Genomic DNA, 24,280 nt, shown 5'->3' with positions numbered 1-24,280 from the left:
GTGTCTTGTATTCGAATCAATGTTTACATTGATTCACAATTGAGTCCGGCAAACAGTTATCAAGAATTAACCCTTCTTGATGACAACCAAAACCTTGGTTAGTTGCCATACGCTTATTTGTCTTCACTTTTTAAAGTGAAAGCAAATAGAAACCCTTTCGGGTTGTATGGTTAAGTGACTAAGCGTACACGGTGGATGCCTTGGCAGTCAGAGGCGATGAAAGGCGTAATAACTTGCGATAAGCCCAGATTAGGTAGTAATAACCTTTTGAGTCTGGGATTCCTGAATGGGGAAACCCACGTGCATAAGCACGTATCCTGTTGTGAATACATAGCAACAGGAGGCAAACCGGGGGAACTGAAACATCTAAGTACCCCGAGGAAGAGAAATCAACCGAGATTCCGAAAGTAGCGGCGAGCGAAATTGGATTAGCCCTTAAGCTTTTAATGAGACAGACGAAGGCTCTGGAAAGTGCCGCAGTAAAGGGTGATAGCCCCGTAGTCGACATCTCATAATCAGTGAAAACGAGTAGGGCGGGACACGTGATATCCTGTCTGAATATGGGGGGACCATCCTCCAAGGCTAAATACTACTGACTGACCGATAGTGAACCAGTACCGTGAGGGAAAGGCGAAAAGAACCCCTGTGAGGGGAGTGAAATAGAACCTGAAACCGTGTACGTACAAGCAGTAGGAGCACCTTCGTGGTGTGACTGCGTACCTTTTGTATAATGGGTCAGCGACTTAATTTTAGTAGCAAGGTTAACCGTTTAGGGGAGCCGTAGGGAAACCGAGTCTTAACTGGGCGTACAGTTGCTAGGATTAGACCCGAAACCAGGTGATCTAGCCATGGGCAGGTTGAAGGTTGAGTAACATCAACTGGAGGACCGAACCGACTAATGTTGAAAAATTAGCGGATGACTTGTGGCTAGGGGTGAAAGGCCAATCAAACCTGGAGATAGCTGGTTCTCCCCGAAAGCTATTTAGGTAGCGCCTCGGACGAATACTACTGGGGGTAGAGCACTGTTAAGGCTAGGGGGTCATCCCGACTTACCAACCCTTTGCAAACTCCGAATACCAGTAAGTACTATCCGGGAGACACACGGCGGGTGCTAACGTCCGTCGTGGAGAGGGAAACAACCCAGACCGCCAGCTAAGGTCCCAAAGTATAGCTAAGTGGGAAACGATGTGGGAAGGCTCAGACAGCCAGGATGTTGGCTTAGAAGCAGCCATCATTTAAAGAAAGCGTAATAGCTCACTGGTCGAGTCGGCCTGCGCGGAAGATGTAACGGGGCTAAGCTATACACCGAAGCTGCGGCTACGTACCTTAGGGTATGTGGGGTAGGGGAGCGTTCTGTAAGCCGTTGAAGGTGGTCTGTAAGGGCTGCTGGAGGTATCAGAAGTGCGAATGCTGACATGAGTAACGATAAAGGGAGTGAAAAACTCCCTCGCCGGAAGACCAAGGGTTCCTGTCCAACGTTAATCGGGGCAGGGTAAGTCGACTCCTAAGGCGAGGCCGAAAGGCGTAGTCGATGGGAAACGGGTTAATATTCCCGTACTTCTTACAATTGCGATGGGGGGACGGAGAAGGCTAGGTGGGCCTGGCGACGGTTGTCCAGGTTCAAGTACGTAGGCGGAAAGTTTAGGTAAATCCGGACTTTCATTAACGCTGAGATACGATGTCGAGCTACTACGGTAGTGAAGTCATTGATGCCATGCTTCCAGGAAAAGCCTCTAAGCTTCAGATTGTAAGGAATCGTACCCCAAACCGACACAGGTGGTCGGGTAGAGAATACCAAGGCGCTTGAGAGAACTCGGGTGAAGGAACTAGGCAAAATGGTACCGTAACTTCGGGAGAAGGTACGCTCTTATCAGTGAAGTCCCTTGCGGATGGAGCAGACGAGAGTCGCAGATACCAGGTGGCTGCAACTGTTTATTAAAAACACAGCACTGTGCAAAATCGTAAGATGACGTATACGGTGTGACGCCTGCCCGGTGCCGGAAGGTTAATTGATGGGGTTAGACTTCGGTCGAAGCTCTTGATCGAAGCCCCGGTAAACGGCGGCCGTAACTATAACGGTCCTAAGGTAGCGAAATTCCTTGTCGGGTAAGTTCCGACCTGCACGAATGGCGTAATGATGGCCACGCTGTCTCCACCCGAGACTCAGTGAAATTGAAATCGCTGTGAAGATGCAGTGTACCCGCGGCTAGACGGAAAGACCCCGTGAACCTTTACTACAGCTTGGCACTGAACATTGAACCTACATGTGTAGGATAGGTGGGAGACTATGAAATTGCGTCGCTAGATGTGATGGAGTCGTCCTTGAAATACCACCCTTGTAGTTTTGATGTTCTAACGTTGGTCCCTGAATCGGGATTACGGACAGTGCCTGGTGGGTAGTTTGACTGGGGCGGTCTCCTCCCAAAGAGTAACGGAGGAGCACGAAGGTGGGCTAAACACGGTTGGACATCGTGTGGTTAGTGCAATGGCATAAGCCCGCTTGACTGCGAGAATGACAATTCGAGCAGGTGCGAAAGCAGGTCATAGTGATCCGGTGGTTCTGAATGGAAGGGCCATCGCTCAACGGATAAAAGGTACTCCGGGGATAACAGGCTGATACCGCCCAAGAGTTCATATCGACGGCGGTGTTTGGCACCTCGATGTCGGCTCATCACATCCTGGGGCTGAAGTCGGTCCCAAGGGTATGGCTGTTCGCCATTTAAAGTGGTACGCGAGCTGGGTTTAGAACGTCGTGAGACAGTTCGGTCCCTATCTGCCGTGGGCGTTGGAAAATTGAAAGGGGCTGCTCCTAGTACGAGAGGACCGGAGTGGACGAACCTCTGGTGTTCGGGTTGTCATGCCAATGGCATTGCCCGGTAGCTAAGTTCGGAATCGATAACCGCTGAAAGCATCTAAGCGGGAAGCGAGCCTTGAGATGAGTTTTCCCTGGCACTATAAGTGTCCTAAAGGGTTGTCGTAGACTACGACGTTGATAGGCAGGGTGTGTAAGTGCTGCGAGGCATTGAGCTAACCTGTACTAATTGCCCGTGAGGCTTAACCATACAACACCCAAGGGGTTTTGTGGACTCAGAAGTACCAGACCTTGAATGCGTTTGAAGAGAAATAACTTTTAGATAAGCTTTCCGAATTTTAAAATTTGCTTGGCGACCATAGCATTGTGGACCCACCTGATTCCATGCCGAACTCAGAAGTGAAACACAATAGCGCCGATGGTAGTGTGGGGTTTCCCCATGTGAGAGTAGGACATCGCCAGGCTTTAAATTAAATCTTTAGGTTGACCGACCTGGAGATATGGACGCTCACTTAGTGAGTTGACCACTGCGGAGTGGTAGTTCAGTTGGTTAGAATACCGGCCTGTCACGCCGGGGGTCGCGGGTTCGAGTCCCGTCCACTCCGCCACTTATTCAGAGGTTCAGCTCTTTAAAACTGAAATAGGGGTGTAGCTCCAATTGGCAGAGCAGCGGATTCCAAATCCGCGTGTTGGGAGTTCGAATCTCTCCACCCCTGCCATATTTAAGGCTCTAGCAGAAATGCTAGAGCCTTTTTGTTTTCTGAATCTAATATACGCAATTAGCAAAGCAGCGGATTCCCCGACTTACCAAAACAGCGCGTGTTGGGAGTTCGAATCTCTCCACCCCTGCCATATTTAAGGCTCTAGCAGAAATGCTAGAGCCTTTTTGCTTTCTGAATCTAATATACGCAATTAGCAAAGCAGCGGATTCCCCGACTTACCAAAACAGCGCGTGTTGGGAGTTCGAATCTCTCCACCCCTGCCATATTTAAGGCTCTAGACTGCGCGTCCCGGCAGAAATGCTCGAGCCTCTTTGTTTTCTATTATTTGGATATTAACCATCTCTCCAAATAAAAACCTCTCTTTATCTTCAAAATATCATCCTCGATATGCACCTATTTCCTAATGACGACTAGTATGAAAATAGAGATCATTTATTTGGAATTGTTATGAGGTTATTTTGTACATCAGCTCTTATCTTTTGTTCGTTTTACGTATCGGCAACCTCATGGGAAAAAGAAAAGAGCCCGACAAGACACTCAACCTCATCAATCGGAAGTTATGCCAATGGTTGCCTTGATGGCGCAGAGGCTTTGCCTATTGATGGGCAGGGCTACCAAATTATTCGCCCTCAGCGAGAACGCTACTATGGTCATACCGAGGCCATTCAATTTGTTGAAAGACTAGGTGTAATTACAAGCGAGCAGTTCAACACCAACTTATTAGTTGGCGACATTTCGTTACCTCGAGGGGGACGCTTCTCATCTGGTCATTCAAGCCACCAGACAGGGTTGGATATTGATATATGGTTAAGGCTCACTGATGAGAGACTTTCCGAGAATGAACTCGCGGTTCCTAAGCCTATAAGCGTTGTCGACCTTACCAATTACAAATTACGTAAATCAAATTGGACGAATGATCATTTTCAAGTGATTCGCTATGCAGCCAAAGATGAAAAAGTGGTACGAATTTTTGTTCATCCTGTCATTAAACAAACTCTTTGTGACCAAGAAAATTCTGATGCTAATGAGCGAGCTTGGCTAGGTAAAATCAGGCCTTGGTGGGGACACCATTCTCATTTTCATGTTCGTTTAAAATGTCCTAAAGGCAGTTCTAACTGTATAGCTCAAGCAAATCCGCCAAAAGGTGATGGTTGTGGAGATGAACTTGCAAGTTGGGCTCCGCAGACCATTCCAGTTCCTCCACCTAAAAAAGTGGCTAACGGTAAGAAAAAAAAGAAAGTTAAAGTGATGCCTAGCCAGTGTTTGGCTTTGATATCGAATAATTAATCGAGTTTATCGAGGCTTTTTACAATGGTAATGCCACTGGTTTTCTCGACCTTAAAACTGGAGAAATGCCACACTTTTGTCTAGAGTTTATAAACACGTAATTAAGAACATCGTTTGATATTAAAAAAACAACAACGACAACAGTAGGAACAATGGCGAATTTGATAACGTTTGGTCAGGGATGGAGAGTTTTGGGGTGAAAGATACGGCTTATGTGCAGTTGTGAAATCAGAGTCTGATACCCGTCGATAGATAATTCAAGGATAAGACTATGACTATGATTTGTGCAAAGGAATTTTCAGAATGGTTACGACATAGGTTCAGTACGGAAAACTCAGGTATTTCTATCTCAAGGGATGATATTAATCAACTGACCGGTAGACAACGATTAGACCCTAGTTTCGTCAATGATGTGCACTATGAATTAATGCAGTATGGAATGGCATTTGTAACAGACACCAGTAGGGAGAATTTTTATCTTGTTCCTATAGCGCAAGCGATAAATTGGCGAGAGCGACTCGAATATCAATTTGAAAAAGAGCTCTTCTGCAATATTTATCCAATTGGTAAATCGGGTTAAAAAAAAGGTTCAACTTGATGATTAAGTTGAACCTTTTCTTTTTTAGGTCAAGCCTTGAATGATAACAAACTTCTCTAGTAGCTCGTCGTCAGTTTCAATATGGTTTGGGTCAGTGATTATGCACTTTGTAATAGGGCACACTGACTGACATGTTGGCTTCTCATAGTGACCTTTACACTCAGTACATAAATCAGGATCGATTTCGAAGATACTGTCACCCATCGTGATTGCGCCATTTGGGCATTCTGGGTCACACATATCGCAGTTTATGCACTTGTCAGTTATTAACAGAGCCATTGCTTTCTTCTCAGTAGAGTTTCTAGGTAAAGTTATTTACCTGAAGCGTTACGTGTATCTTGGCCTGCGCTCAAGTTACGCATTAACAAACCAAATTCTAGGTCAAGGTCAGCCGGTACTGGAATAAATACAAAGTGACCGTTACCTTTTGCGTCATCTACTGGCTGAGATTTACGGTTCTCCATAACTTCTAACTTGAAAACGATGTTACCTTTTGGTGTCATCATTTCTAAGCTATCGCCAACTAGGAACTTGTTCTTCACTTCGACTTCCGCTAAGTCACCACGGCGGTTGCCAGTGAATTCACCTACGAATTGTTGAGTATCTGAGATTGAGTAACCGTACTCGTAGTTTTGGTATGTGTCGTGAGTGTGGCGACGCAAGAAACCTTCAGTGTAGCCACGGTGAGCTAGGCTCTCTAGCGTACCCATTAGGCTCTCATCAAATGGCTTACCTGCAACAGCATCATCGATAGCTTTACGGTAAACCTGTGCTGTACGTGCACAGTAGTAGAAAGACTTAGTACGACCTTCAATTTTCAGAGAGTGAACACCCATCTTCGTTAGGCGCTCAACGTGTTGGATTGCACGAAGGTCTTTTGAGTTCATGATGTAAGTACCATGCTCATCTTCAAACGCTGCCATTTTCTCTTCAGGTTTGTGTGATTCAGAAAGTAGAACGACTTCATCAGTTGGTTTACCAAGACCTAATGTGTTGTCTGGACGTTCGTCTTGAACTTCAATACCCTGAGTTTCGACTTCTTGAATAGCGACACCTGTAGGGTTAGCTTCAACGATCTGACCGTTCTCGTCTTCTTTTGCAGCTTCTGTCTTGTATTCCCAACGACAAGCGTTAGTACAAGTACCTTGGTTTGGATCGCGTTTGTTCATGTAACCAGAAAGTAGGCAACGACCAGAGTAAGCCATGCATAGAGCACCGTGAACAAAGATTTCTAGTTCTGTTTCTGGGCAGTGTTCGCGAATCTCTTCGATCTCTTCAAGAGATAGCTCACGAGATAGGATCACACGCTCAACGCCTTGAGTTGACCAGAACTTAACGGTCGCCCAGTTTACTGCGTTTGCTTGAACTGAAAGGTGGATCGGCATTTCAGGGAATGATTCACGTACCATCATGATAAGACCTGGGTCTGACATGATAAGTGCGTCTGGGCCCATCTCAACAACTGGCTTAAGGTCGCGAATGAATGTTTTTAATTTAGAGTTGTGTGGCTGAATGTTACATACAACATATAACTTTTTGCCTTGAGCATGAGCTTCATCGATACCGATTTGTAGGTTTTCGTGATTGAACTCGTTGTTACGAACACGAAGGCTGTAACGTGGCTGGCCTGCGTATACTGCATCTGCGCCATAGGCGAATGCGTAACGCATGTTTTTAAGGCTTCCTGCCGGTGATAATAGTTCAGGTACAAATGGTTTCTGTGTAGTCATTGCTTCGTTCTCTAATCTGATCTCAAGTCAGGTTGATACCACCAAGTGATATCAAAGGGGCGCAAATTTTACGCTAAAATGAGTTTGGTTGATAGCCCTAAAGATAACAATGGTATTAAGAAGCGAGTTGATAGGTATTGATAAGCGGGAGTAGGAAAGAAAATAAGCTCAGGTATCGTCGATACCTGAGCATCAAATTGAAACAATTAAGCGTTAGGTTGAGTTAACCCGCCTAATGATTCGAATAGGTTTGGTAGGAAAACACTGAACTCACCACAAAGTAGAGAGAAGTCTGCATCAAAACGTGCAGCTTGATCTTCGCGAGGAATATCGTCGTTCTCATCTTTTAGTTCATCACTGAATTTCAGGCGCTTGATACTGCCATCTTCAGCAAGGATGAACTCAATGCGATCTTGCCAGTTGATCAGAAGCTTAGTCACAACTTTGTTGGCTTCAATGTGGTTTTTAATCTCATCCGCTTCTAGTTCTTGTTTCTTAACTCGAACAATGCCGCCGTCTTCTTGGATTGATTTAAGCTCAGCTTCATCGAGCATGGTGATACCTTGAGGCGTATCACCTGATTTAACCCACTCAGTTAACGTTGTTTCAATCGCTTGCTCTGGAATTGCAGGTACTACTGGCAGGCTGCCCATTGTCTTACGTAGCAATGCCAATACATCTTCTGCTTTTTTGTAGCTACTAGCATCAACTACAATAAAGCCTTCTTTCGGCATGATCAGTGCGTAAGTGAAGTTACTGCGGCTGAAAGCACGAGGAAGAAGATCGATGATGATGTCTTCTTTTAGGCTGTCTTTCTCTTTCTTTTTCAGAGGAGTACCAGACTCCGCTTCAAGCGTTTCTACTTTTGCATTCAATGAATCTTTGATCACAGAAGCTGGAAGCATTTTCTCTTCTTTCTTTGCACAGATTAGAATGCGGTTTTCTGATACGTGCGTCATCATATCGCCGTGTCTACCCATCGCATTTACCCAACCAAACTTCTGTTTGTCTTGGCTACCACAAGGGGTAAAACGGAACTCTTCAAGTTGTTTCTCTAACTGATCTGCGTTGAAGTCTATATCACGATTAAAGCGATAGACGAGGCAATTCTTAAACCACATAAATATTTCTCATACCTTTATCTGAAGACGCTCATCATAGGAGATTTCGATCCATTTGTCTTATACCTGCAATAAAAATTAAAAGTGAAATGTTTGAGACAGTTATATGAAAATTTGTGTTCAAAGGTCACAAAAGTGTCATAATTAAACCAGATAATGCAATGCGTTGATTAAATACTAAGGCTATTCAATTATGTCGAGAAGGATTCTGGTCGTTGAAGATGAAGCACCTATTCGTGAGATGTTGTGTTTTGTACTTGAGCAAAAAGGCTACCAAGCAGTAGAGGCTGAAGATTACGATACAGCGGTAAACAAGCTATGTGAACCTTTCCCAGATCTAGTATTACTAGATTGGATGCTACCTGGTGGTAGCGGGATAAACTTTATCAAGCACATGAAGCGTGAAGAGTTAACTCGCAACATCCCAGTGGTGATGCTGACGGCTCGTGGTGAAGAAGAGGATAAGGTTCGCGGTTTAGAAGTGGGTGCTGATGATTACATCACCAAGCCATTTTCACCAAAAGAGCTCGTGGCTCGCCTGAAAGCGGTTATCCGCCGTGTAACGCCTACTGCATTAGAAGATGTGATTGATGTACAAGGCCTTAAGCTAGACCCAGTATCTCACCGCGTTACCGCAAGTGAAGGTCCAGTTGATATGGGCCCAACCGAATTCAAAATGCTGCATTTCTTTATGACTCACCAAGAGCGTGTGTACAGTCGAGAGCAACTACTGAACAACGTTTGGGGTACCAACGTTTACGTTGAAGATCGTACGGTAGATGTTCATATTCGACGTTTACGCAAAGCACTTGAATCTGCTGGTCATGACAAATTAATTCAAACGGTTCGCGGCGCAGGCTACCGTTTTTCTACAAAGGCTTAATGTGGCTTCACTGCCCAGTTTATGGAGTCCTGAATGGTTGAGAAGTTAACCTGGAAAAAGCTAGCCTGGGAGCTGGCTTTTTTTTACGCACCTTGGATTATAGTCGGATGGATATTCGGTTATTTACCTTGGTTATTGCTGGCTGCAACAGTATTACAGTTAGCATGGCATCTACACTATCAAATGCGTTTGTCTGCTTGGTTGTGGGATGAAAAGCGGTTAACACCCCCTTCAGGCTCTGGAAACTGGGAGTCTCTGTTTAACGGTATCTATCGTATGCAGCAGAGACAGCGTCGTAAGCGCAAAGAATTGACCAACCTTATCCGCCGTTTCAGAAACGGTGCTGAATCCCTTCCCGATGCCGTTGTGGTGTTTCGCGGTGAAGGCAATATTGTTTGGTGTAACAAGCTTGCTCAGTATTTACTGGGTTTTCGCTGGCCAGACGATTCAGGTCAACCGATCTCTAACTTGATCCGCACGCCGGACTTCATCAAGTATCTTAATAAACAAGACTTTTCAGAACCGTTAGAGATGCCTTCGCCACTTAACGTGGAGCGCATGCTTGAGCTTCGTATCGTACCGTATACCGAGGGCGAACACCTCATGGTAGTACGTGATGTTACTCAGCTAAAACAACTGGAAGGCATGCGTCGTAACTTTTTCGCTAACGTTTCTCACGAGCTACGCACTCCAATGACCGTACTTCAGGGCTATCTTGAAATGACGGAAGATCCAGACATGGTCGTTGGGCCTATGTGGCCTAAGGCTCATGGTGTGATGACTGAGCAATTGAATCGCATGAACAGTTTGGTCAATCAGCTTCTTACTCTTTCTAAGATAGAAGCGGCGCCAATGCATGAATTGGATGAAGTGGTTAACGTTCCGGCGATGTTGGAAGTTCTTGAAAAAGAAGCAGCTAGTCTCAGTGGAGAGCGAGAACACAAGCTGGAATTTGATATTGATAAGAGCTTACGCGTATTAGCTGATGAAGATCAGTTAAGAAGTGCGATATCGAATCTAGTGTACAATGCAGTGAAATACACGCCGCCTGGTGCGACCGTAAAGGTTCGTTGGTATCAAACCAGTCAAGGTGCGTGTTTGGATGTGTCAGACACTGGAGACGGTATCGAACCACAACACTTGCATCGACTTACCGAGCGTTTCTATCGTGTTGATAAAGCCCGCTCACGAGACACGGGCGGTAGTGGTCTTGGACTCGCGATTGTTAAACATGCGTTGAGTCATCATGATTCACATTTGGAAATTCAAAGTGAAGTGGGTGTTGGTAGCCGATTCCATTTCACGCTGCCTAGCCGACTGACAGTGTCATGAGTTCTTTAATACGCAGGATGCGTTTCCCCATCAGTTCATTATTAGCATTAGCTTTGGTTACCCCTGTACATGCCGAGCAAGGTGTAGATTCTCTTCCTGATTATTCTAAGGTACCGGGTATTTCTGGCAGCTTGTTGTCTGTCGGTTCGGATACTTTAGCGGGAATGACTACGTTATGGGTTGAAGAGTTTAAGTCTTACTACCCGAACGTGAATGCTCAAGTTCAGGCTTCTGGATCATCCACTGCACCTCCTGCATTAACGGAAGGTACTGCTCACCTTGGGCCGATGAGTCGTCCAATGCGCCTACGAGAAGTGGAAGCGTTCGAAAGGGAGCATGGCTATAAGCCGACGGCGCTTCGAGTTGCTATCGACGCGATTGGTCTTTTTGTACATCGTGATAATCCTATCGAGGGGCTTAATTTTCGCGAAATTGACAGCATATTTTCAGAGACATTGCGCTGCGGCGCGACTAAGCCGCTAAATAATTGGCAAGATTTGGGCATCGACCAACCGTGGGCAAAACATCGATTCCAACTATTTGGTCGTAATTCCGTTTCGGGAACCTACGGTTATTTCAAACAAAACGCATTATGCGGCGGTGACTTTAAGAACCGAGTTAATGAACAGCCAGGATCTGCGTCGGTTGTACAGTCGGTCGCTTCATCAATCAGCGGGATAGGGTACTCAGGTATTGGTTATCGAGTGGCCGGTGTTAAGTTGATTCCTATCGCAGAGTATGGTTCTGATTATGTAGAGCCGACTCGAACGAATATCTTGAGCGGTGATTACCCTCTATCTCGCTTTCTTTATGTGTATGTGAATAAGCACCCAGATAAACCACTTTCTCCTGTTGAAAGAGAGTTCCTCACTTTTGTGTTCTCAAAGCAAGGGCAAGAACTGGTAGAGAAAGATGGCTATTTAGCGATACCGTCAGAGTTTGCTGAGCAAGAGTTGGCAAAAATTGGACTCTGATTTAGGTACTATGAACGTCGAAACTTAACGTAGAAACAGCTTGCTAGCCGCAGGCTGTTTTTATTTTGTCGGCGCATCATTCAAGCTTCAACGACCACCCAACATCTTGCCAGCGTCGTTGTTCTTCTTTGAGTTCATAATCAAGCAGTTGATTTTCAGCTAACCAGTCGATGGTATCTCCTTCTAAACACCAATTCTCATCTTGCTCAATGGTTAATTTTACATTCGGTATTGGCGATTGGCTTCGCTGTCGATTGAGCAGGATTGCTATCCTCAGTATTCGAATTAACAACGCTACCTGCCCTGTATTGAATAGCGTGAGATCCGGTAAGTAACTAAGCTTAATCGCTTTTCTTTGATAGCGAACTAATGTTGAGATCAGACGCTGCTGCTCAGTATTGAAACCGGGCATAGTCGTATGTTTAAGTAGATAAGCTGAATGACGGTGATAACCTTGGAATGCGATACTTTGTCCAACTTCATGAAGCAATGCAGCCCATCCAATTAGATCATAAAGTTCATTATTTACCGCAGTACTCACCTGAGGTTGCGCTTGTTTCAGTAATGAAAGGGCGAGTGCTTTGACTTTCTGGCCATGAACTACGTCAACATGGTATCGAGAGACAAGCGTTTCGGCGGTTCTTGTTCGAACATCAATATCTTTAAACCGATCTTCCATGTCATAAAGAACCCCTTCTCTTAAGGCACTATCGGAGAAATGCAATTCATTGATGTTGAGCATATCCATAACTGCTGAAAGAATGGTGACGCCAGCGGCAAACACCGGCTTTCTTTCATCACTTAAACCTGAAAGGTCTAATCCCTTAGATGATGGAAATTCACATAAGTGGTTCTTCAAATAGGATAGGCGTTGCGGCGTAATGAGACCATCGGTGAACCCTAGGCCAATGAGTACCTCTTTTATTGATTTAGCCGTCCCTGATGAGCCAAAGGCAACTTCCCAAGAGATTTGTTTATATTCTTCAATTAATGGCATCAACAGGCGAGTAGCAGAGACATAAGCATCGGAGAAGTGCTGTGATGTCAGTCCTCCATCGGCAAAGAAGCGCTGAGTAAAACTGACGCATCCCATCGGTAAGCTACGCATTATTTGGGGTGTAAAGCCTTGCCCTGCGACGATTTCGGTACTCCCGCCACCGATATCAATAACTAATTTGGACTCGGAAGCGGTTTGAGTGTGCTCTACGCCGTTATAGATAATTCGAGCTTCTTCTTGACCTGAGATGATCTCTATTGGGAAAGGAAACAATGGTTTAGCTTGCTCTAAGAAGTCTTTGGTATTTTTAGCCTTTCTTAGGGTATGAGTCGCGACGACTCTGACATCATCAAGTTCAAAATCCGCTAGTCGTTCTGCGAATACCTTGAGGCACTCCAATCCCCGTTCGATAGCGCTTTCGGATAAGAAGTTACGCTCATCCAACCCATCGCCTAACCTCACTTTCTGTTTATGTCTGCTGACTAATTGCAGGTGTTGTTCGAATACTCGGGCAACCACCATATGAAAGCTGTTCGAACCTAAATCGATAGCGGCAATACATCGAGAATGTTTGTTATCAATTAGCGGCATGACTTCTTCTCTTGTTTGTACTTCTTGCGAGCAAGTTTCTCCATACGTTTAATATAGTGGTAAGTGGAGAGTTGTGACGTCGGGTAATCAAGTGGGTTTGCTGGTGGTTGTATGTAAGGGTTGCTCATCGATTGCTCTAGCACTCGGGCTTTGTTGCTGTCATCGAAATGAAATTCGGTGATATCGATAATGGTTTGCTTGATCTTTGGATCTAAAATTGGGGCTGCAACTTCGATACGATGATCAAAGTTTCGTGTCATCCAGTCTGCAGAGGAGATATAGACTTTTGGATTTCCAGCGTTACCAAAGATCATCACTCTCGGGTGTTCGAGAAAACGATCGACCACACTAACAATCTCAATCTGCTCACTGATGTTGGGGACTCCTGGTACGAGAGAGCACATACCACGAATGACCATTCTCACTTTTACATTGGCTTGGCTGGCCTGATAGAGCTTCTCAATGATCTCTCGGTCGACCAAATTGTTGAGTTTTAGAGTGATGCTTGCAGGCTTGTTCTCTATCGCGTTTTGTATTTCATTATCTATCAATTGATACAGACGTTTTCTTGTATTCTGTGGTGACACAATCAGTTGTTTGAACTGTGATTCTTGATAAGGGTTTTCAATGTACTTAAAGGCTTGTCTCACCTCTTGGGTCAAATCTTCATTCGCAGTGAGCAGAGAAAAATCGGTATACACGCGCGCTGTTACTTCATGAAAGTTACCGGTGCCAATATGAGCGTAATGCGCCGTATGCTTGCCTTCTTTCCGTTTAATGAGCAGCAGCTTAGAGTGAATTTTCAAACTTGGGATACCATGGATGACTTTTATACCGGCTTCTTGAAGTTTCTTTGTCCACTGAATATTGGCTTGTTCATCAAAGCGGGCTTGCAGCTCAACGACGACAGTTACTTTTTTACCATTGTGTGCCGCATCGATGATCGAGCTAAGGAGTTTTGAGCCTTCTGCAACACGGTAAACGTTTATTTTTATGGAGGTTACCTTCGGGTCAAAGGAAGCCTGCCTCACGAGTTCAGTAATGTGATTAAAGGTGTGATAAGGGTAATGCAACAAGATGTCACGAGCTTTGATCGCTTCGAAATAGTTTGGGTAGTGACTGAAATGCGCGCACTTAATCACGGGTAGTGGACGATTAACTAAATCACGTCGATTAAGGCTTGGGAACTCAGAGAAATGTTTGAAGTTATGATAGCGACCTCCGGCGATAACACTGTCGTAGTCAGATAGTTTTAGTCTGACTTGTAAGAAACTGAGCATTTCAGCTGGCATTTCTGACTCATAGATAAGGCGTATCGGTAGTGCCGTTAAGCGCTGTTCTAAACCTAAAGACATAGATTCTAATAAGCTGCTTTCATTGTTCTCTTGAAGGTCATAATCGGCGTCACGAGTCATTTTTATAGCAAAACAACGTAATGAGTCATACTCAAAGAACCCTTTGAGCAAGTCATCTAAACAAAATCGAACTATATTATCTAACAAGATCAAAGTCGTACGCTGTGAACCAGAAGCTTCCGGTAGCTTAACAAACCGAGGGAGGGCTTCTGATGGAATTTCGAGTAACACGTATTGAGAAGATGTCTCTCGCTCAATGTCGATGGCTAAGTAACTTTGCTCGTCTTTCATAATATTGAGCAACTGGCTATCTTCGTTCAAGAGAAACGGAGTTAAATGTGGAAGCACTTTTTTCTTAAAGTACTTTTTGATCCACTCACTTTGCTCTTCGCTGATTTGCTGTTCGTTGACCAGAAAAATACGATTGCGCGCCAGTTCCAATAGTAAGTCGCTATACAGTTCATGGAATCGAGCATCGAGCTTACTTGCTTTGCTCTGCATTTGAGTTAGTAGGGTTTTCTGCGAGTTGGCAGGTAATTGAGGATCTTGAAGTAAGATCTTTCGTTTCACATCAGCAAATCGGACTTTGTAAAACTCATCGAGGTTTTTCGAGTAAATACCTAAAAAACGAACTCTTTCGATTAAGGGAACTGATTTGTCGGCCGCTTCTTGGAGTACTCTTTCGTTGAAGGATAACCAGCTAAGTTCTTTTGTGACATAGTCTTTTTCCATCGAGATGATAATCCTTGAGTGCTGGCTATAGAGCTGATTACTTTAATTTAGAATGACAAAATTCACAAAATCTATGATCTTACTTTAAGAAATATGGTCAACAAACTTGTTATTAGTTTCAGTTGTTTAACGTAACTTGTAATATAATTGTCATCTAACGTACATATTATGTCAGTAGCTAAAAAAAGGTAGATAAACAGATGGCTTCAGCCCAATTTTCATTGAAAGAGCGCGACAAAAAAAGATGGTTAAAAGATCGTCTCGTCCGTTTTTCGGTGACATGTGGTGCAGTCAGTGTTCTAGCTGCTCTGGTGCTGATCTTTGTTTACTTGGCGATGGTCATTTTACCGGTATTTTCTGATACTGGTTTAGAGACTGACCAAGCCGTGAAGACCGTTGCTGTAGAAAAGCCTATCGCCTTATCCGTAGATGAATACGGTCAGCATGCGTTTACTATCGAAAAATCCGGTTTGGTTCAGTTTTGGGATTTAGAGTCTCAAAATACACATTCTTACTTTGAGCGTAATGTTTTAGCTAACCCCATCGCTTTTTCTCGAAATACCCCATCTGAAAACTGGTTTGCCTTTGCCGATAGCGCAAGCAACCTTGCTTTTTTCTACCCTGAGTATAGTGCGCCCGTGCTGCAAAAGGGCAGTGAAGCCGAACCTAAAATTGAGCAAATCGATCTCCCTGAACCATTTTTAAATGATGAATCATCAAACGGAGCAACAATCGAAAAATTCGCGTTCTCTAAGAATGGACGTGGTATCACGGTTGCCGCTCAGTTAAGCGATCAACGAGTTTTGGTTAAGTGGTACCAGAGTGATCTTACTGGTCAGTATGTTTTTCAAAAGAGACAATGGTTGTCGGATAAGTTGGGTTTACAGCAACAGTTGTTAGTCACACCTGATGGTCAAACCTTATATCTCCGAGCACAATCGGATTTAGTGATATTAAAGCTATCAGATAGCGGCTTCAATGTTCGTGAAGTGATTGAGCTTAGCTTGAATGATGCAAAGCACTCGGTGAAAAGTATCGATTTACTGTCTGGAGCTTATTCACTGTTGGTTACGCATGAGGACGGACAGGTTTCTCAGTGGTTTGATGTACTCAAAGATGAAAAGCGTAGCCTGACCCATATTCGAGACTTCCAACTTGCTGAACAAGTGCAATTTATTCTGCCCGATACTTATAGAAAAGGTTTTTATAGTTTCTATAAGAACGGCACATTACAAAGCCACTATACGACCAGTGAAAAGCTGTCGCTGTTCGAGCGCGCATTTGATAAGTCACCACAATTAGCGGCTATGTCTGCCAACGAACTGCATCTGGCTACGTTGATTGATGGCACCATCAGTGTGGCTAAGGTCGATAACGAATATCCGCAAATATCATTCTCATCGCTTTGGCAAAAAGTCTGGTACGAAAGCTACCCAGAGCCGCAATACGTTTGGCAATCAACGTCGGCGAACGATGACTTTGAAGAAAAATTCAGTTTAGTCCCTATCACGTTTGGTACCATCAAGGCCGCTCTGTTTGCGATGATGTTTGCCGTGCCAGTTGCTGTGCTCGGAGCCATTTACACCGCATACTTTATGTCTCCAAGAATGCGAAGAGTCGTGAAGCCGTCGATAGAACTGATGGAAGCTCTTCCGACCGTTATCATAGGGTTCTTGGCTGGGCTTTGGTTTGCTCCAATTGTCGAAACGCATCTAACGGCAGTCTTCTCATTAATGGTGTTGTTACCACTGAGCACATTGTTGACTGGACTTGTTTGGTACTGTTTGCCGAAGATGGTGACGAGCCGCTTCGCTAATGGTTGGCACGCCTTGATATTGATTCCGGTATTGATGATTACCGTGGTCGCTGTATTTGCTGGTGGAAACAGCATTGAAGCCTTGTTGTTTGAAGGTGATATTCGTACCTTCTTAGCTAGCTATGGCATCGACTTTGATCAACGTAATGCGCTGGTGGTTGGTTTCGCTATGGGCTTCGCTGTCATCCCTACCATTTTCACGATTGCAGAAGACGCTATTTTCTCTGTGCCAAAACATTTATCCGATGGCTCACTGGCTTTGGGAGCGACGGCGTGGCAGACACTTATCTATGTGGTTTTATTAACGGCTAGCCCAGGTATTTTTTCAGCAGTTATGATGGGACTTGGGAGAGCGGTTGGCGAAACCATGATCGTTTTGATGGCTACAGGTAACACCCCAATTCTTGACTGGAATATTTTGGAAGGGATGAGAACGTTATCGGCAACGATTGCTGTTGAATTACCAGAATCTGAGGTGGGCGGTTCTCATTTCCGCTTGCTGTTCTTGGCTGCACTCTTGCTGTTTATCTTTACATTCGCGGTGAATTCAGTTGCTGAGTGGGTTAGACAAAGACTGAGAGATCAATATCGTGCGCTGTAGTTTTAAAGGTTCACCTCAATCTCTATCAATGGCTGTTAGCTGTTTGATTAGCGTATCTCACGAACTTGGCTCTTTCTTGGGTTCAGCACGTCAGAGCAAGGTCGTTCATGATGAATAAACTGAAGTCATTATTGTCTTGGATTAAATCAGGCTCTCCGTGGATTTGGCTTACGGGCGGTGCAGTGAGCATCAGTATGCTCTCTGTTCTTGGCCTAATGCTGTTGATTGGCTGGAAGGGTTTAACCTATTTTTGGCCAGCTCCTTTGTATCAATGGCAAGTCGACTCCAAAGATTTGTCGTTAGTGGTCGATCTTGACGAAACGGTATCAAAGCAAGATGTATTGATTGGTCAGTTATATGAACGTAAATACATCCCGATAGAGCAAGTTCCACAAGTACACGACCTCTTGTCGCCTCAAAATTTGTCGACGGGACTAATTCAGCGCTTAAGTATCAAAGTCGCCAACAGAGAACTGTACCCTGCGGACTTTGTTTCTATTCTGGATGTTAACTTACGAGAACCAACAACTCCGCTTGATTGGATTGTGATTGAACGAAGTCGAGGTGGTTATTTCTTTGGTAAACCGGTTGGTTTTAAAACCGCTTCTGGCACCTTTGATTCGAACATAGACCAAAAACTCGAACAAGGCTTGGCGTTCGCTGATACGTTACGTAAAGAAACGTCGCGTGTTGTGAACCAAGAAATCCGCAATATCAGTTGGCAATTGGAAAATCTGCGCTTAGAAAAACGTAAGTTTGAACTCAATGAGTCAGTGAGCGATGAATACCTTAAAACTTATACTCAAACTAAACTGGAACTAAATCGCCAGTTAGCGGAAGCAGAAGTAAAGCTTGAGCATCTTAGAACACAGCTCAATGTCGAAAGCTTGTTGGTGGAAGATATGACAGGAGAGCAGGTTGAAATTTCGCTCAGTCATATCTTGGATTATTGGTACCCGAATAATATGTCTTATCTTGAAAAGGTTGGGCATTGGGGCAAGCAAGTTTGGAAGTTTTTATCTGAAAACCCACGAGACTCAAACTCTGAAGGTGGGGTGTTTCCTGCGATCTTCGGCACTGTGTTGCTGGTTATTCTCATGTCGATCGTAGTGATGCCACTTGGTGTCGTTGCTGCTATTTATCTTCATGAATATGCAAAAAACAACGCACTGACTCGTTTGATCCGTATTGCTGTAATTAACTTAGCGGGTGTACCGTCGATTGTGTATGGCGTATTCGGCTTAGGCTTCTTCGTCTATACCATCGGTGGTTCTATCGATTCTTTGTTTTATGCAGAGCGATTGCCAGCACCGACATTTGGTACTCCAGGTCTTTTATGGTCTGCATTGACCTTGGCGGTATTAACATTGCCCGTTGTTATTGTAACAACGGAAGAGGGCTTAACGCGTATCCCTAGCTCGGTGAGGCATGGTTCATTGGCGCTTGGTGCTACTCAGTTTGAGACCCTTTGGCGTATTGTTTTACCGATGGCAAGCCCTGCGATTATCACGGGGTTGATATTGGCCATCGCGAGAGCTGCGGGGGAAGTGGCTCCATTAATGCTGGTAGGTGTTGTGAAGCTAGCATCAAGCTTACCTGTAGATGGTCAGTTCCCATATCTACACTTAGAGAGAAAGTTCATGCACTTAGGCTTTCATATCTACGATGTTGGTTTTCAAACATCTAATATCGAAGCGGCACGACCTTTAGTGTATGCGACTTCATTTTTATTGGTTACGGTTATCGTTGGACTGAATTTAACAGCCATTAATATCCGTAATAACTTGCGTGAAAAATACCGAACCTTAGGACAAGATTAAATGTTCTCGATTAATGAAACCTTGGGTTACCAAGCACCACTTGATGTTCACAACCTGAAGGATGAGCAAATTGCTATCTCGATTGAAGGGCTGAATCTTTATTATAAAGAGAGCCAAGCACTCGATGATATTTCAATGCAGATCCCTAAGGGGCAGGTGACGGCTTTTATCGGCCCTTCTGGCTGTGGTAAGTCGACTCTTTTGCGCTGCATTAATCGCATGAACGATCTTGTTGAAGGCTGTAAGGTTTCCGGGAAAGTGAAGCTTCATGGTAAGAACGTGTATCACCCTAAGGTGGATGTCGCGACTTTACGACGTCGTGTCGGCATGGTGTTTCAACGTCCAAACCCTTTCCCTAAATCTATCTATGAGAATGTGGTTTATGGATTGAGGTTGCAAGGTGTGAGCAACAGCCGAGATCTTGATGATGCAGTTGAACGCTCTCTGCGCGCCGCGGCGTTGTGGGATGAAGTGAAAGACCGTTTGCATGAAAACGCTTTTGGTTTATCGGGTGGTCAACAGCAGCGTTTGGTTATCGCTCGTGCGGTTGCCATCGAACCTGAAGTGTTGTTATTGGATGAGCCAACATCGGCACTCGATCCGATTTCGACATTGACGATTGAAGAGTTGATCAACGAACTTAAGACTCAATACACCGTTGTTATTGTTACTCATAACATGCAGCAGGCAGCTCGCGTGAGTGACCACACCGCTTTTATCCATATGGGTAAGTTGATCGAGTACTCAGATACTGATTCTATATTTACTTCGCCATTGAAAAATCAAACGGAAGACTACATTACAGGTAGGTACGGCTAACGTTTAAGTTCGCGCTATCTAGAGCTAAGTCACTCTGAAATAAACGACTTTATTCATTTCTTTTAAGGAGCTGACATGCATTTTGGTCGCCACATCTCAGGACAGTTTAATGTCGAATTAGAATCTATCCGTACACACGTATTAACTATGGGTGGATTGGTAGAGCAGCAGTTGTCATTTGCGATGCAAGCGCTTCATAAAGATGACTCGGAACTGGCCAAAAAAGTAATTCGTGACGACCATAAAGTGAATGCGATGGAAGTTTCAATCGATGAAGCATGTACTCGTATTATTGCTAAGCGTCAGCCGACTGCCAAAGATCTGCGTTTGATTATGGCGATCATCAAAACCATTACTGATCTAGAACGTATTGGCGATGTTGCTTCTAAAATCGCACAGGGTGCGATTGAGATCCCTTCTACGAAAGAGCAAAAGTTTCACGTCTCGTTAGAGCCATTGTGTCGTCAGGCAATTACTATGTTGCATCAAGTATTAGATGCTTTTGCTCGTATGGATGTCGATGCTGCGGCAGAAGTACATAAACTTGATGATAAGCTGGATGCGGAATACGAGGCCGTCATTCGTCAGTTGATGACGTACATGATGGAAGATCCTAAGAACATCCCCAATATCCTACAAGTGATGTGGTCAGCCCGTGCGATTGAGCGAGTGGGAGATCGTTGCCAAAATATCTGTGAATACATTATTTACTTTGTGAAGGGTAAAGATGTACGCCACCTTGGTGATCAAAGCCTAGATGACGCACTGAAGTAGGTATTAACTTTAGAATCGAATAATTGCACCAAGGTTAAGGTTGATTGTTGTGTCGTAAGGCACGAACGTCTTATTGTGATCAAAAATATTCATATCAACACCAGCACGTAGCCCAAGCATTGGTGTCGCTTGGTACACGTAGGCACCGCCTAGGCTTAAACCATGTGCTGTCTTCTCTTCTACTTCACCTGAGCGTGTTTTCGTTCCATCATAACTTGCCACACCAATTTCAGCCTGAAAGCCATGGATTTGGTTTCTTCCAAACATGTTCTGGATACCAACACGATACGCATCAACCGTTTCATCATATCGATCGCTGTCATACCAAAGATGAGAGTAGCTTAGGTAAATGGCGCCTAGATTTGCAACATCAGTAATACCCGCCTGGATCCCAAAACCATGATAAGCGCCGATTTTTACTTCAGGAGATAGGTGAAGGCCGTTTGAAAATGCAGGTGTTGAAAATAAAGCGGAAGTGAGAAGGAGTGTTTTTAATTTCATGGTACCACCGAGGTAAATTTAGCTCTCCTTAGCATTATGTCGATCCATGGGGCAAGCCAATAAAGCGACTGGATAACACTCATATTGTAATATTTACAACAAGTGGACTAATTCGTATTGGTTATATCGATGATAATGTTTACTTATTGGTACGCATGATTACTTTGCTCACAACCCAAACAGATTGTGAACAAAGTGTTTAATTGATGGAAAGCTATTCTTAGAACTTGTATCCGACAGTGAAAGATAACTGATCGATGTCATAGTCATCCATCATGATGAAGTTGAAGCGTAGGTCGGTATAAAGACCGAAATCAAAATTTGCTCTAACTCCGGTGCCTAGCAATAGAGAAGTATTGTTGTCTTTGATACTTGCACTACCGTCAGGCGTATTTAACGTGATCTTTTCCTCTACACGAGCAAAACCAATAGCACCGTATGGCTTTACATCAAAGCCATTGAGGAAGAATGCATAGCCGATGTCTGTGTCTATTTTGAAGGTTGAAACTTTAGTCTCATATCCATAGCCTTCAAAATTTTCATCTTCTTTACTCGTATCTGATGAGATATTCACACCAAAGATTCGGTTAATGTCATAACCATATTCGAGCTTTAACCCATTACCTAAATCGCTTCGAGAGAAATTTGAATCTAGATGATCGACTTCACTAGAAACAATACCGAAACCAATACGATGTCCAGAATAGTCTTTCTGAGCATAAGCTGATGAAGCAGAAGTGATTGCGATAACGGTTAGTGCTGTAGTTAGTAATTTCATATAAATAACGCTCTTGATGTTTAATTATTGCATCCTTATATTTGATTGACTCCCTGTCGATGGAGTGAATATTAAACAGTGTCATATTTTTAAGCTAAATAGGTTCTCGTATATCTGTAATAAGCATTACTTATTAATCTGTTGTAGTAGCGCATGTTTGATTACATCGAAAAGCCAGGATATGAGAGGGTTATTGCGGTTTTTAGTGTGTATATGGCTGTAAACGCTGACATTTTTGTATTTAGTGTCAAGATCTACATCTATAGCTCTCAGCGTTGGGTAGTTATCTATGGGGAATAGGTTGGAATGTGGCATGTACATATCTGAGTTCGCCACGACATCGATGATAGCCATCAAAATCTCGGAACGAAAGCCAATACTGTGTGGAATTGAACGTGACTCTAATATGTTGGCTGCATGGCTAAAATTGTCGTTCCAGCCAGGAGATATCATTGATGCTATTTCATAACCTGCTAACTCTTCGGGACTGACTGAAGCTTGCTTTATCGGATGATCCTTTCTTACAAATAATCGTCCGGTAATTTCCACCAGTTTTTTTACATAAATTTCTTTTGATGTAAAAGGAAGCTCGTAAGCAACGCCTAATAGAACCTCTCCTTTCTGTATATCTTCACAAGATGAGGTAGACCAACTTACAAGCTCAAGTTTTGAATTTGGTGCTTGTCTCATAAGCTCTTTATATAAGGTACCGGATAAACAAGCGAGTACTACAGGTGATAACGCTATCTTTAAGGGGTAGTCAATTTCACTTGGATTAAATCGATTGGATGCATTCACAGCGGTCATTAGGCCATCAAAGTGTGGTGTTATTTCATTGATGAGTTGCTCACTGAATGAGGTAGGTTGCAGGCCACCATGAACCTTTACGAAGAGGTCATCATTGAAGTGATATCTTAGCTTCTGTAGGGCTTGGCTGACTGCTGGCTGCGAAACAAAGAGTCGCTCCGCAGCCTTTCTGGTATTTTTTTCTTGATAAACAATCAGAAATGTTCGTAACAGGTTTAAATCAAGAGAGCTGAATAAGTCTTTAGCCATATCTATCCATGAAAATTTTTTGCGCTATTTAATCTAATATACGTCAGTCAGTTAGATTAGTCAGCGAGGTTCTCTGGATTTGTGTTAGCGACTATTACCCTAAGCGTCGAGAGCGGCTCTCACGCTGGATATCTTGTTAACATCAGTTATTGGTATCTGATAATCATCAATATCATCACTGCCCATTTGAGCGTATGAATTGCTTTCCATTAAGCTAGGTCTTGTCGATTTACCTGAAAGGTGAAGTGCAGGTACTTGGGTATTGCTTCGAATCATCTTAGCATTCGTTGCGTTGACGCCAGCCCCAGCCATGATGTCGATTCTTCCATCTGCTTGTTTGACCATATCTGCTAATACATGGATTCCTTGCTCTGCATTTGCAGCAAGCCCTGATGTTAGGATTCGTTCACAGCCGAGCGCTATGACCTGTTCTAATGCTTTTTGGTAATCAGAGCTTTGGTCAATGGCTCTATGAAACGTAATTCCTAAGTTCAACGAGTGAGCCTTGTCTGCCAGCTGCTGCATTTTTGGCATATCAATACTTCCGTTCGGTGCTAATACGCCCAGAACCACTCCATTCAACCCTGCACTTGAGCAAGCTTCAATATCTTCAAGCATACATAGCATGTCGTCATCATCGAAAATGAAGTCGCCTTGTCTTGGCCGTATCATCGCGTAGACAGGAACGGATGAAATTTTTGCCGCTTGTTTCATCATTCCGAAGCTTGGAGTTAACCCGCCAAGTGCCAATGAAGAGCAAAGCTCAATTCGATTCGCGCCACCAGACAGTGCGTTATGTAGAGATTCTAAGTTATCGATACAGACTTCAATTTCGATGTTCATCATGTTTGCTCATTTAAAGAGATACTGACTAAATAATAGCAATCTAGGTATGATTTTGAATAGGTGTTAGCAGAGGGAAATAGGGGTAAACTTTTGCTTTGTCGCTACCCCAATTCACTTTCAGGTAGGGAAGTGGTG

The 24,280-nt window shown here is 43.9% G+C and carries 18 protein-coding genes, 2 tRNA genes and 2 rRNA genes; 13 read left to right on the top strand and 9 right to left on the bottom strand.

Translation table 11 applies throughout. From position 1 onward, the window contains the following. Positions 1-168 precede the first annotated feature (168 nt). From AC3CHU_RS13260 to AC3CHU_RS13235, 6 genes are all read left to right on the top strand, one after another. A 23S ribosomal RNA gene (locus tag AC3CHU_RS13260) occupies positions 169-3,062 on the top strand. A gap of 98 nt (positions 3,063-3,160) precedes the next feature. Then, positions 3,161-3,276: ribosomal RNA gene (gene rrf / locus AC3CHU_RS13255) — 5S ribosomal RNA — on the top strand. Between the two features lie 67 nt (positions 3,277-3,343). Continuing rightward, positions 3,344-3,420, top strand: a tRNA-Asp gene (locus AC3CHU_RS13250). Positions 3,421-3,454: 34 nt separating this feature from the next. Beyond that, positions 3,455-3,531 (top strand) — tRNA-Trp (locus AC3CHU_RS13245). A gap of 450 nt (positions 3,532-3,981) precedes the next feature. After that, on the top strand, positions 3,982-4,821 hold the full coding sequence (gene mepA / locus AC3CHU_RS13240; RefSeq protein ID WP_488524717.1) for a penicillin-insensitive murein endopeptidase: 840 nt from the start codon (positions 3,982-3,984) through the stop codon (positions 4,819-4,821). 271 nt (positions 4,822-5,092) lie between these two features. Then, entirely contained in the window at positions 5,093-5,401 is a 309-nt protein-coding gene (locus tag AC3CHU_RS13235; RefSeq protein ID WP_054548116.1) for a hypothetical protein, read from the top strand. A 42-nt stretch (positions 5,402-5,443) separates the two neighbouring features. Here AC3CHU_RS13235 and AC3CHU_RS13230 read toward each other — a convergent pair whose 3' ends face one another. The 3 genes from AC3CHU_RS13230 to rdgC form a co-directional block, all read right to left on the bottom strand. Further along, the gene (locus AC3CHU_RS13230; protein WP_004735061.1) at positions 5,444-5,698 is read right to left on the bottom strand and encodes a YfhL family 4Fe-4S dicluster ferredoxin; all 255 of its coding nucleotides are present in this window, start codon (positions 5,696-5,698) and stop codon (positions 5,444-5,446) included. Positions 5,699-5,730: 32 nt separating this feature from the next. Continuing rightward, positions 5,731-7,149: a prephenate-dependent tRNA uridine(34) hydroxylase TrhP gene (gene trhP / locus AC3CHU_RS13225; RefSeq protein WP_017087856.1), complete on the bottom strand. Its 1,419-nt coding sequence runs from the start codon at positions 7,147-7,149 to the stop codon at positions 5,731-5,733. A 206-nt stretch (positions 7,150-7,355) separates the two neighbouring features. Continuing rightward, the gene (gene rdgC / locus AC3CHU_RS13220) at positions 7,356-8,270 is read right to left on the bottom strand and encodes a recombination-associated protein RdgC (RefSeq protein ID WP_004735063.1); all 915 of its coding nucleotides are present in this window, start codon (positions 8,268-8,270) and stop codon (positions 7,356-7,358) included. Positions 8,271-8,463: 193 nt separating this feature from the next. On the opposite strand from rdgC, the gene phoB reads away from it, so the two are divergent. The 3 genes from phoB to AC3CHU_RS13205 are packed head-to-tail and all read left to right on the top strand — an operon-like array spanning position 8,464 to position 11,459. After that, positions 8,464-9,153 (top strand): phosphate regulon transcriptional regulator PhoB, encoded by a 690-nt coding sequence (phoB, locus tag AC3CHU_RS13215; protein WP_004735064.1) that lies wholly within the window; start codon positions 8,464-8,466, stop codon positions 9,151-9,153. A gap of 33 nt (positions 9,154-9,186) precedes the next feature. Further along, positions 9,187-10,485 (top strand): phosphate regulon sensor histidine kinase PhoR, encoded by a 1,299-nt coding sequence (gene phoR, locus AC3CHU_RS13210; RefSeq protein WP_017106503.1) that lies wholly within the window; start codon positions 9,187-9,189, stop codon positions 10,483-10,485. After that, positions 10,482-11,459 carry a PstS family phosphate ABC transporter substrate-binding protein gene (locus AC3CHU_RS13205; RefSeq protein WP_171309463.1) on the top strand — a complete coding sequence of 326 codons (978 nt, stop codon included), beginning with the start codon at positions 10,482-10,484 and terminating at the stop codon, positions 11,457-11,459. The genes phoR and AC3CHU_RS13205 overlap by 4 nt, the downstream gene beginning before the upstream one ends. 76 nt (positions 11,460-11,535) lie before the next feature. Here the strand turns inward: AC3CHU_RS13205 and ppx are convergent, their stop codons facing one another. Both ppx and ppk1 read right to left on the bottom strand, forming a co-directional pair. Next, entirely contained in the window at positions 11,536-13,047 is a 1,512-nt protein-coding gene (gene ppx / locus AC3CHU_RS13200) for an exopolyphosphatase (RefSeq protein WP_054548113.1), read from the bottom strand. Beyond that, the gene (gene ppk1 / locus AC3CHU_RS13195; protein WP_488524716.1) at positions 13,038-15,134 is read right to left on the bottom strand and encodes a polyphosphate kinase 1; all 2,097 of its coding nucleotides are present in this window, start codon (positions 15,132-15,134) and stop codon (positions 13,038-13,040) included. The genes ppx and ppk1 overlap by 10 nt, the downstream gene beginning before the upstream one ends. A gap of 200 nt (positions 15,135-15,334) precedes the next feature. Between ppk1 and AC3CHU_RS13190 the strand changes: the two genes are divergently transcribed. The 4 genes from AC3CHU_RS13190 to phoU all read left to right on the top strand — a co-directional run bounded on the left by AC3CHU_RS13190 (position 15,335) and on the right by phoU (position 20,964). Beyond that, a complete protein-coding gene (locus AC3CHU_RS13190; RefSeq protein WP_488524715.1) occupies positions 15,335-17,551 on the top strand; it encodes an ABC transporter permease subunit in 2,217 nt (738 codons plus the stop codon). 110 nt (positions 17,552-17,661) lie between these two features. Then, a complete protein-coding gene (pstA, locus tag AC3CHU_RS13185; protein ID WP_488525497.1) occupies positions 17,662-19,371 on the top strand; it encodes a phosphate ABC transporter permease PstA in 1,710 nt (569 codons plus the stop codon). Continuing rightward, complete coding sequence (gene pstB / locus AC3CHU_RS13180) at positions 19,372-20,190, top strand: phosphate ABC transporter ATP-binding protein PstB (protein WP_004735071.1); 819 nt, start codon at positions 19,372-19,374, stop codon at positions 20,188-20,190. A gap of 75 nt (positions 20,191-20,265) precedes the next feature. Continuing rightward, complete coding sequence (gene phoU, locus AC3CHU_RS13175) at positions 20,266-20,964, top strand: phosphate signaling complex protein PhoU (protein WP_488524714.1); 699 nt, start codon at positions 20,266-20,268, stop codon at positions 20,962-20,964. A 9-nt stretch (positions 20,965-20,973) separates the two neighbouring features. On the opposite strand, the gene AC3CHU_RS13170 is transcribed toward phoU, so the two are convergent. The 4 genes from AC3CHU_RS13170 to AC3CHU_RS13155 form a co-directional block, all read right to left on the bottom strand. Beyond that, the gene (locus AC3CHU_RS13170; RefSeq protein ID WP_488524713.1) at positions 20,974-21,465 is read right to left on the bottom strand and encodes a hypothetical protein; all 492 of its coding nucleotides are present in this window, start codon (positions 21,463-21,465) and stop codon (positions 20,974-20,976) included. A gap of 220 nt (positions 21,466-21,685) precedes the next feature. Continuing rightward, the gene (locus AC3CHU_RS13165; RefSeq protein ID WP_010440457.1) at positions 21,686-22,243 is read right to left on the bottom strand and encodes a porin family protein; all 558 of its coding nucleotides are present in this window, start codon (positions 22,241-22,243) and stop codon (positions 21,686-21,688) included. 126 nt (positions 22,244-22,369) lie between these two features. After that, positions 22,370-23,299, bottom strand: coding sequence for a LysR family transcriptional regulator (locus AC3CHU_RS13160; protein ID WP_488524712.1), 930 nt, complete (start codon positions 23,297-23,299; stop codon positions 22,370-22,372). Positions 23,300-23,398: 99 nt separating this feature from the next. Beyond that, the gene (locus AC3CHU_RS13155; RefSeq protein WP_488525496.1) at positions 23,399-24,142 is read right to left on the bottom strand and encodes a copper homeostasis protein CutC; all 744 of its coding nucleotides are present in this window, start codon (positions 24,140-24,142) and stop codon (positions 23,399-23,401) included. Between the last annotated feature and the right edge of the window lie 138 nt (positions 24,143-24,280).

The organism is Vibrio sp. QJM3NY_39 (genome assembly GCF_057785895.1).
Note: the sequence above shows the minus strand (reverse complement) of the source record. Positions and strands in the feature narration are given on the sequence as shown.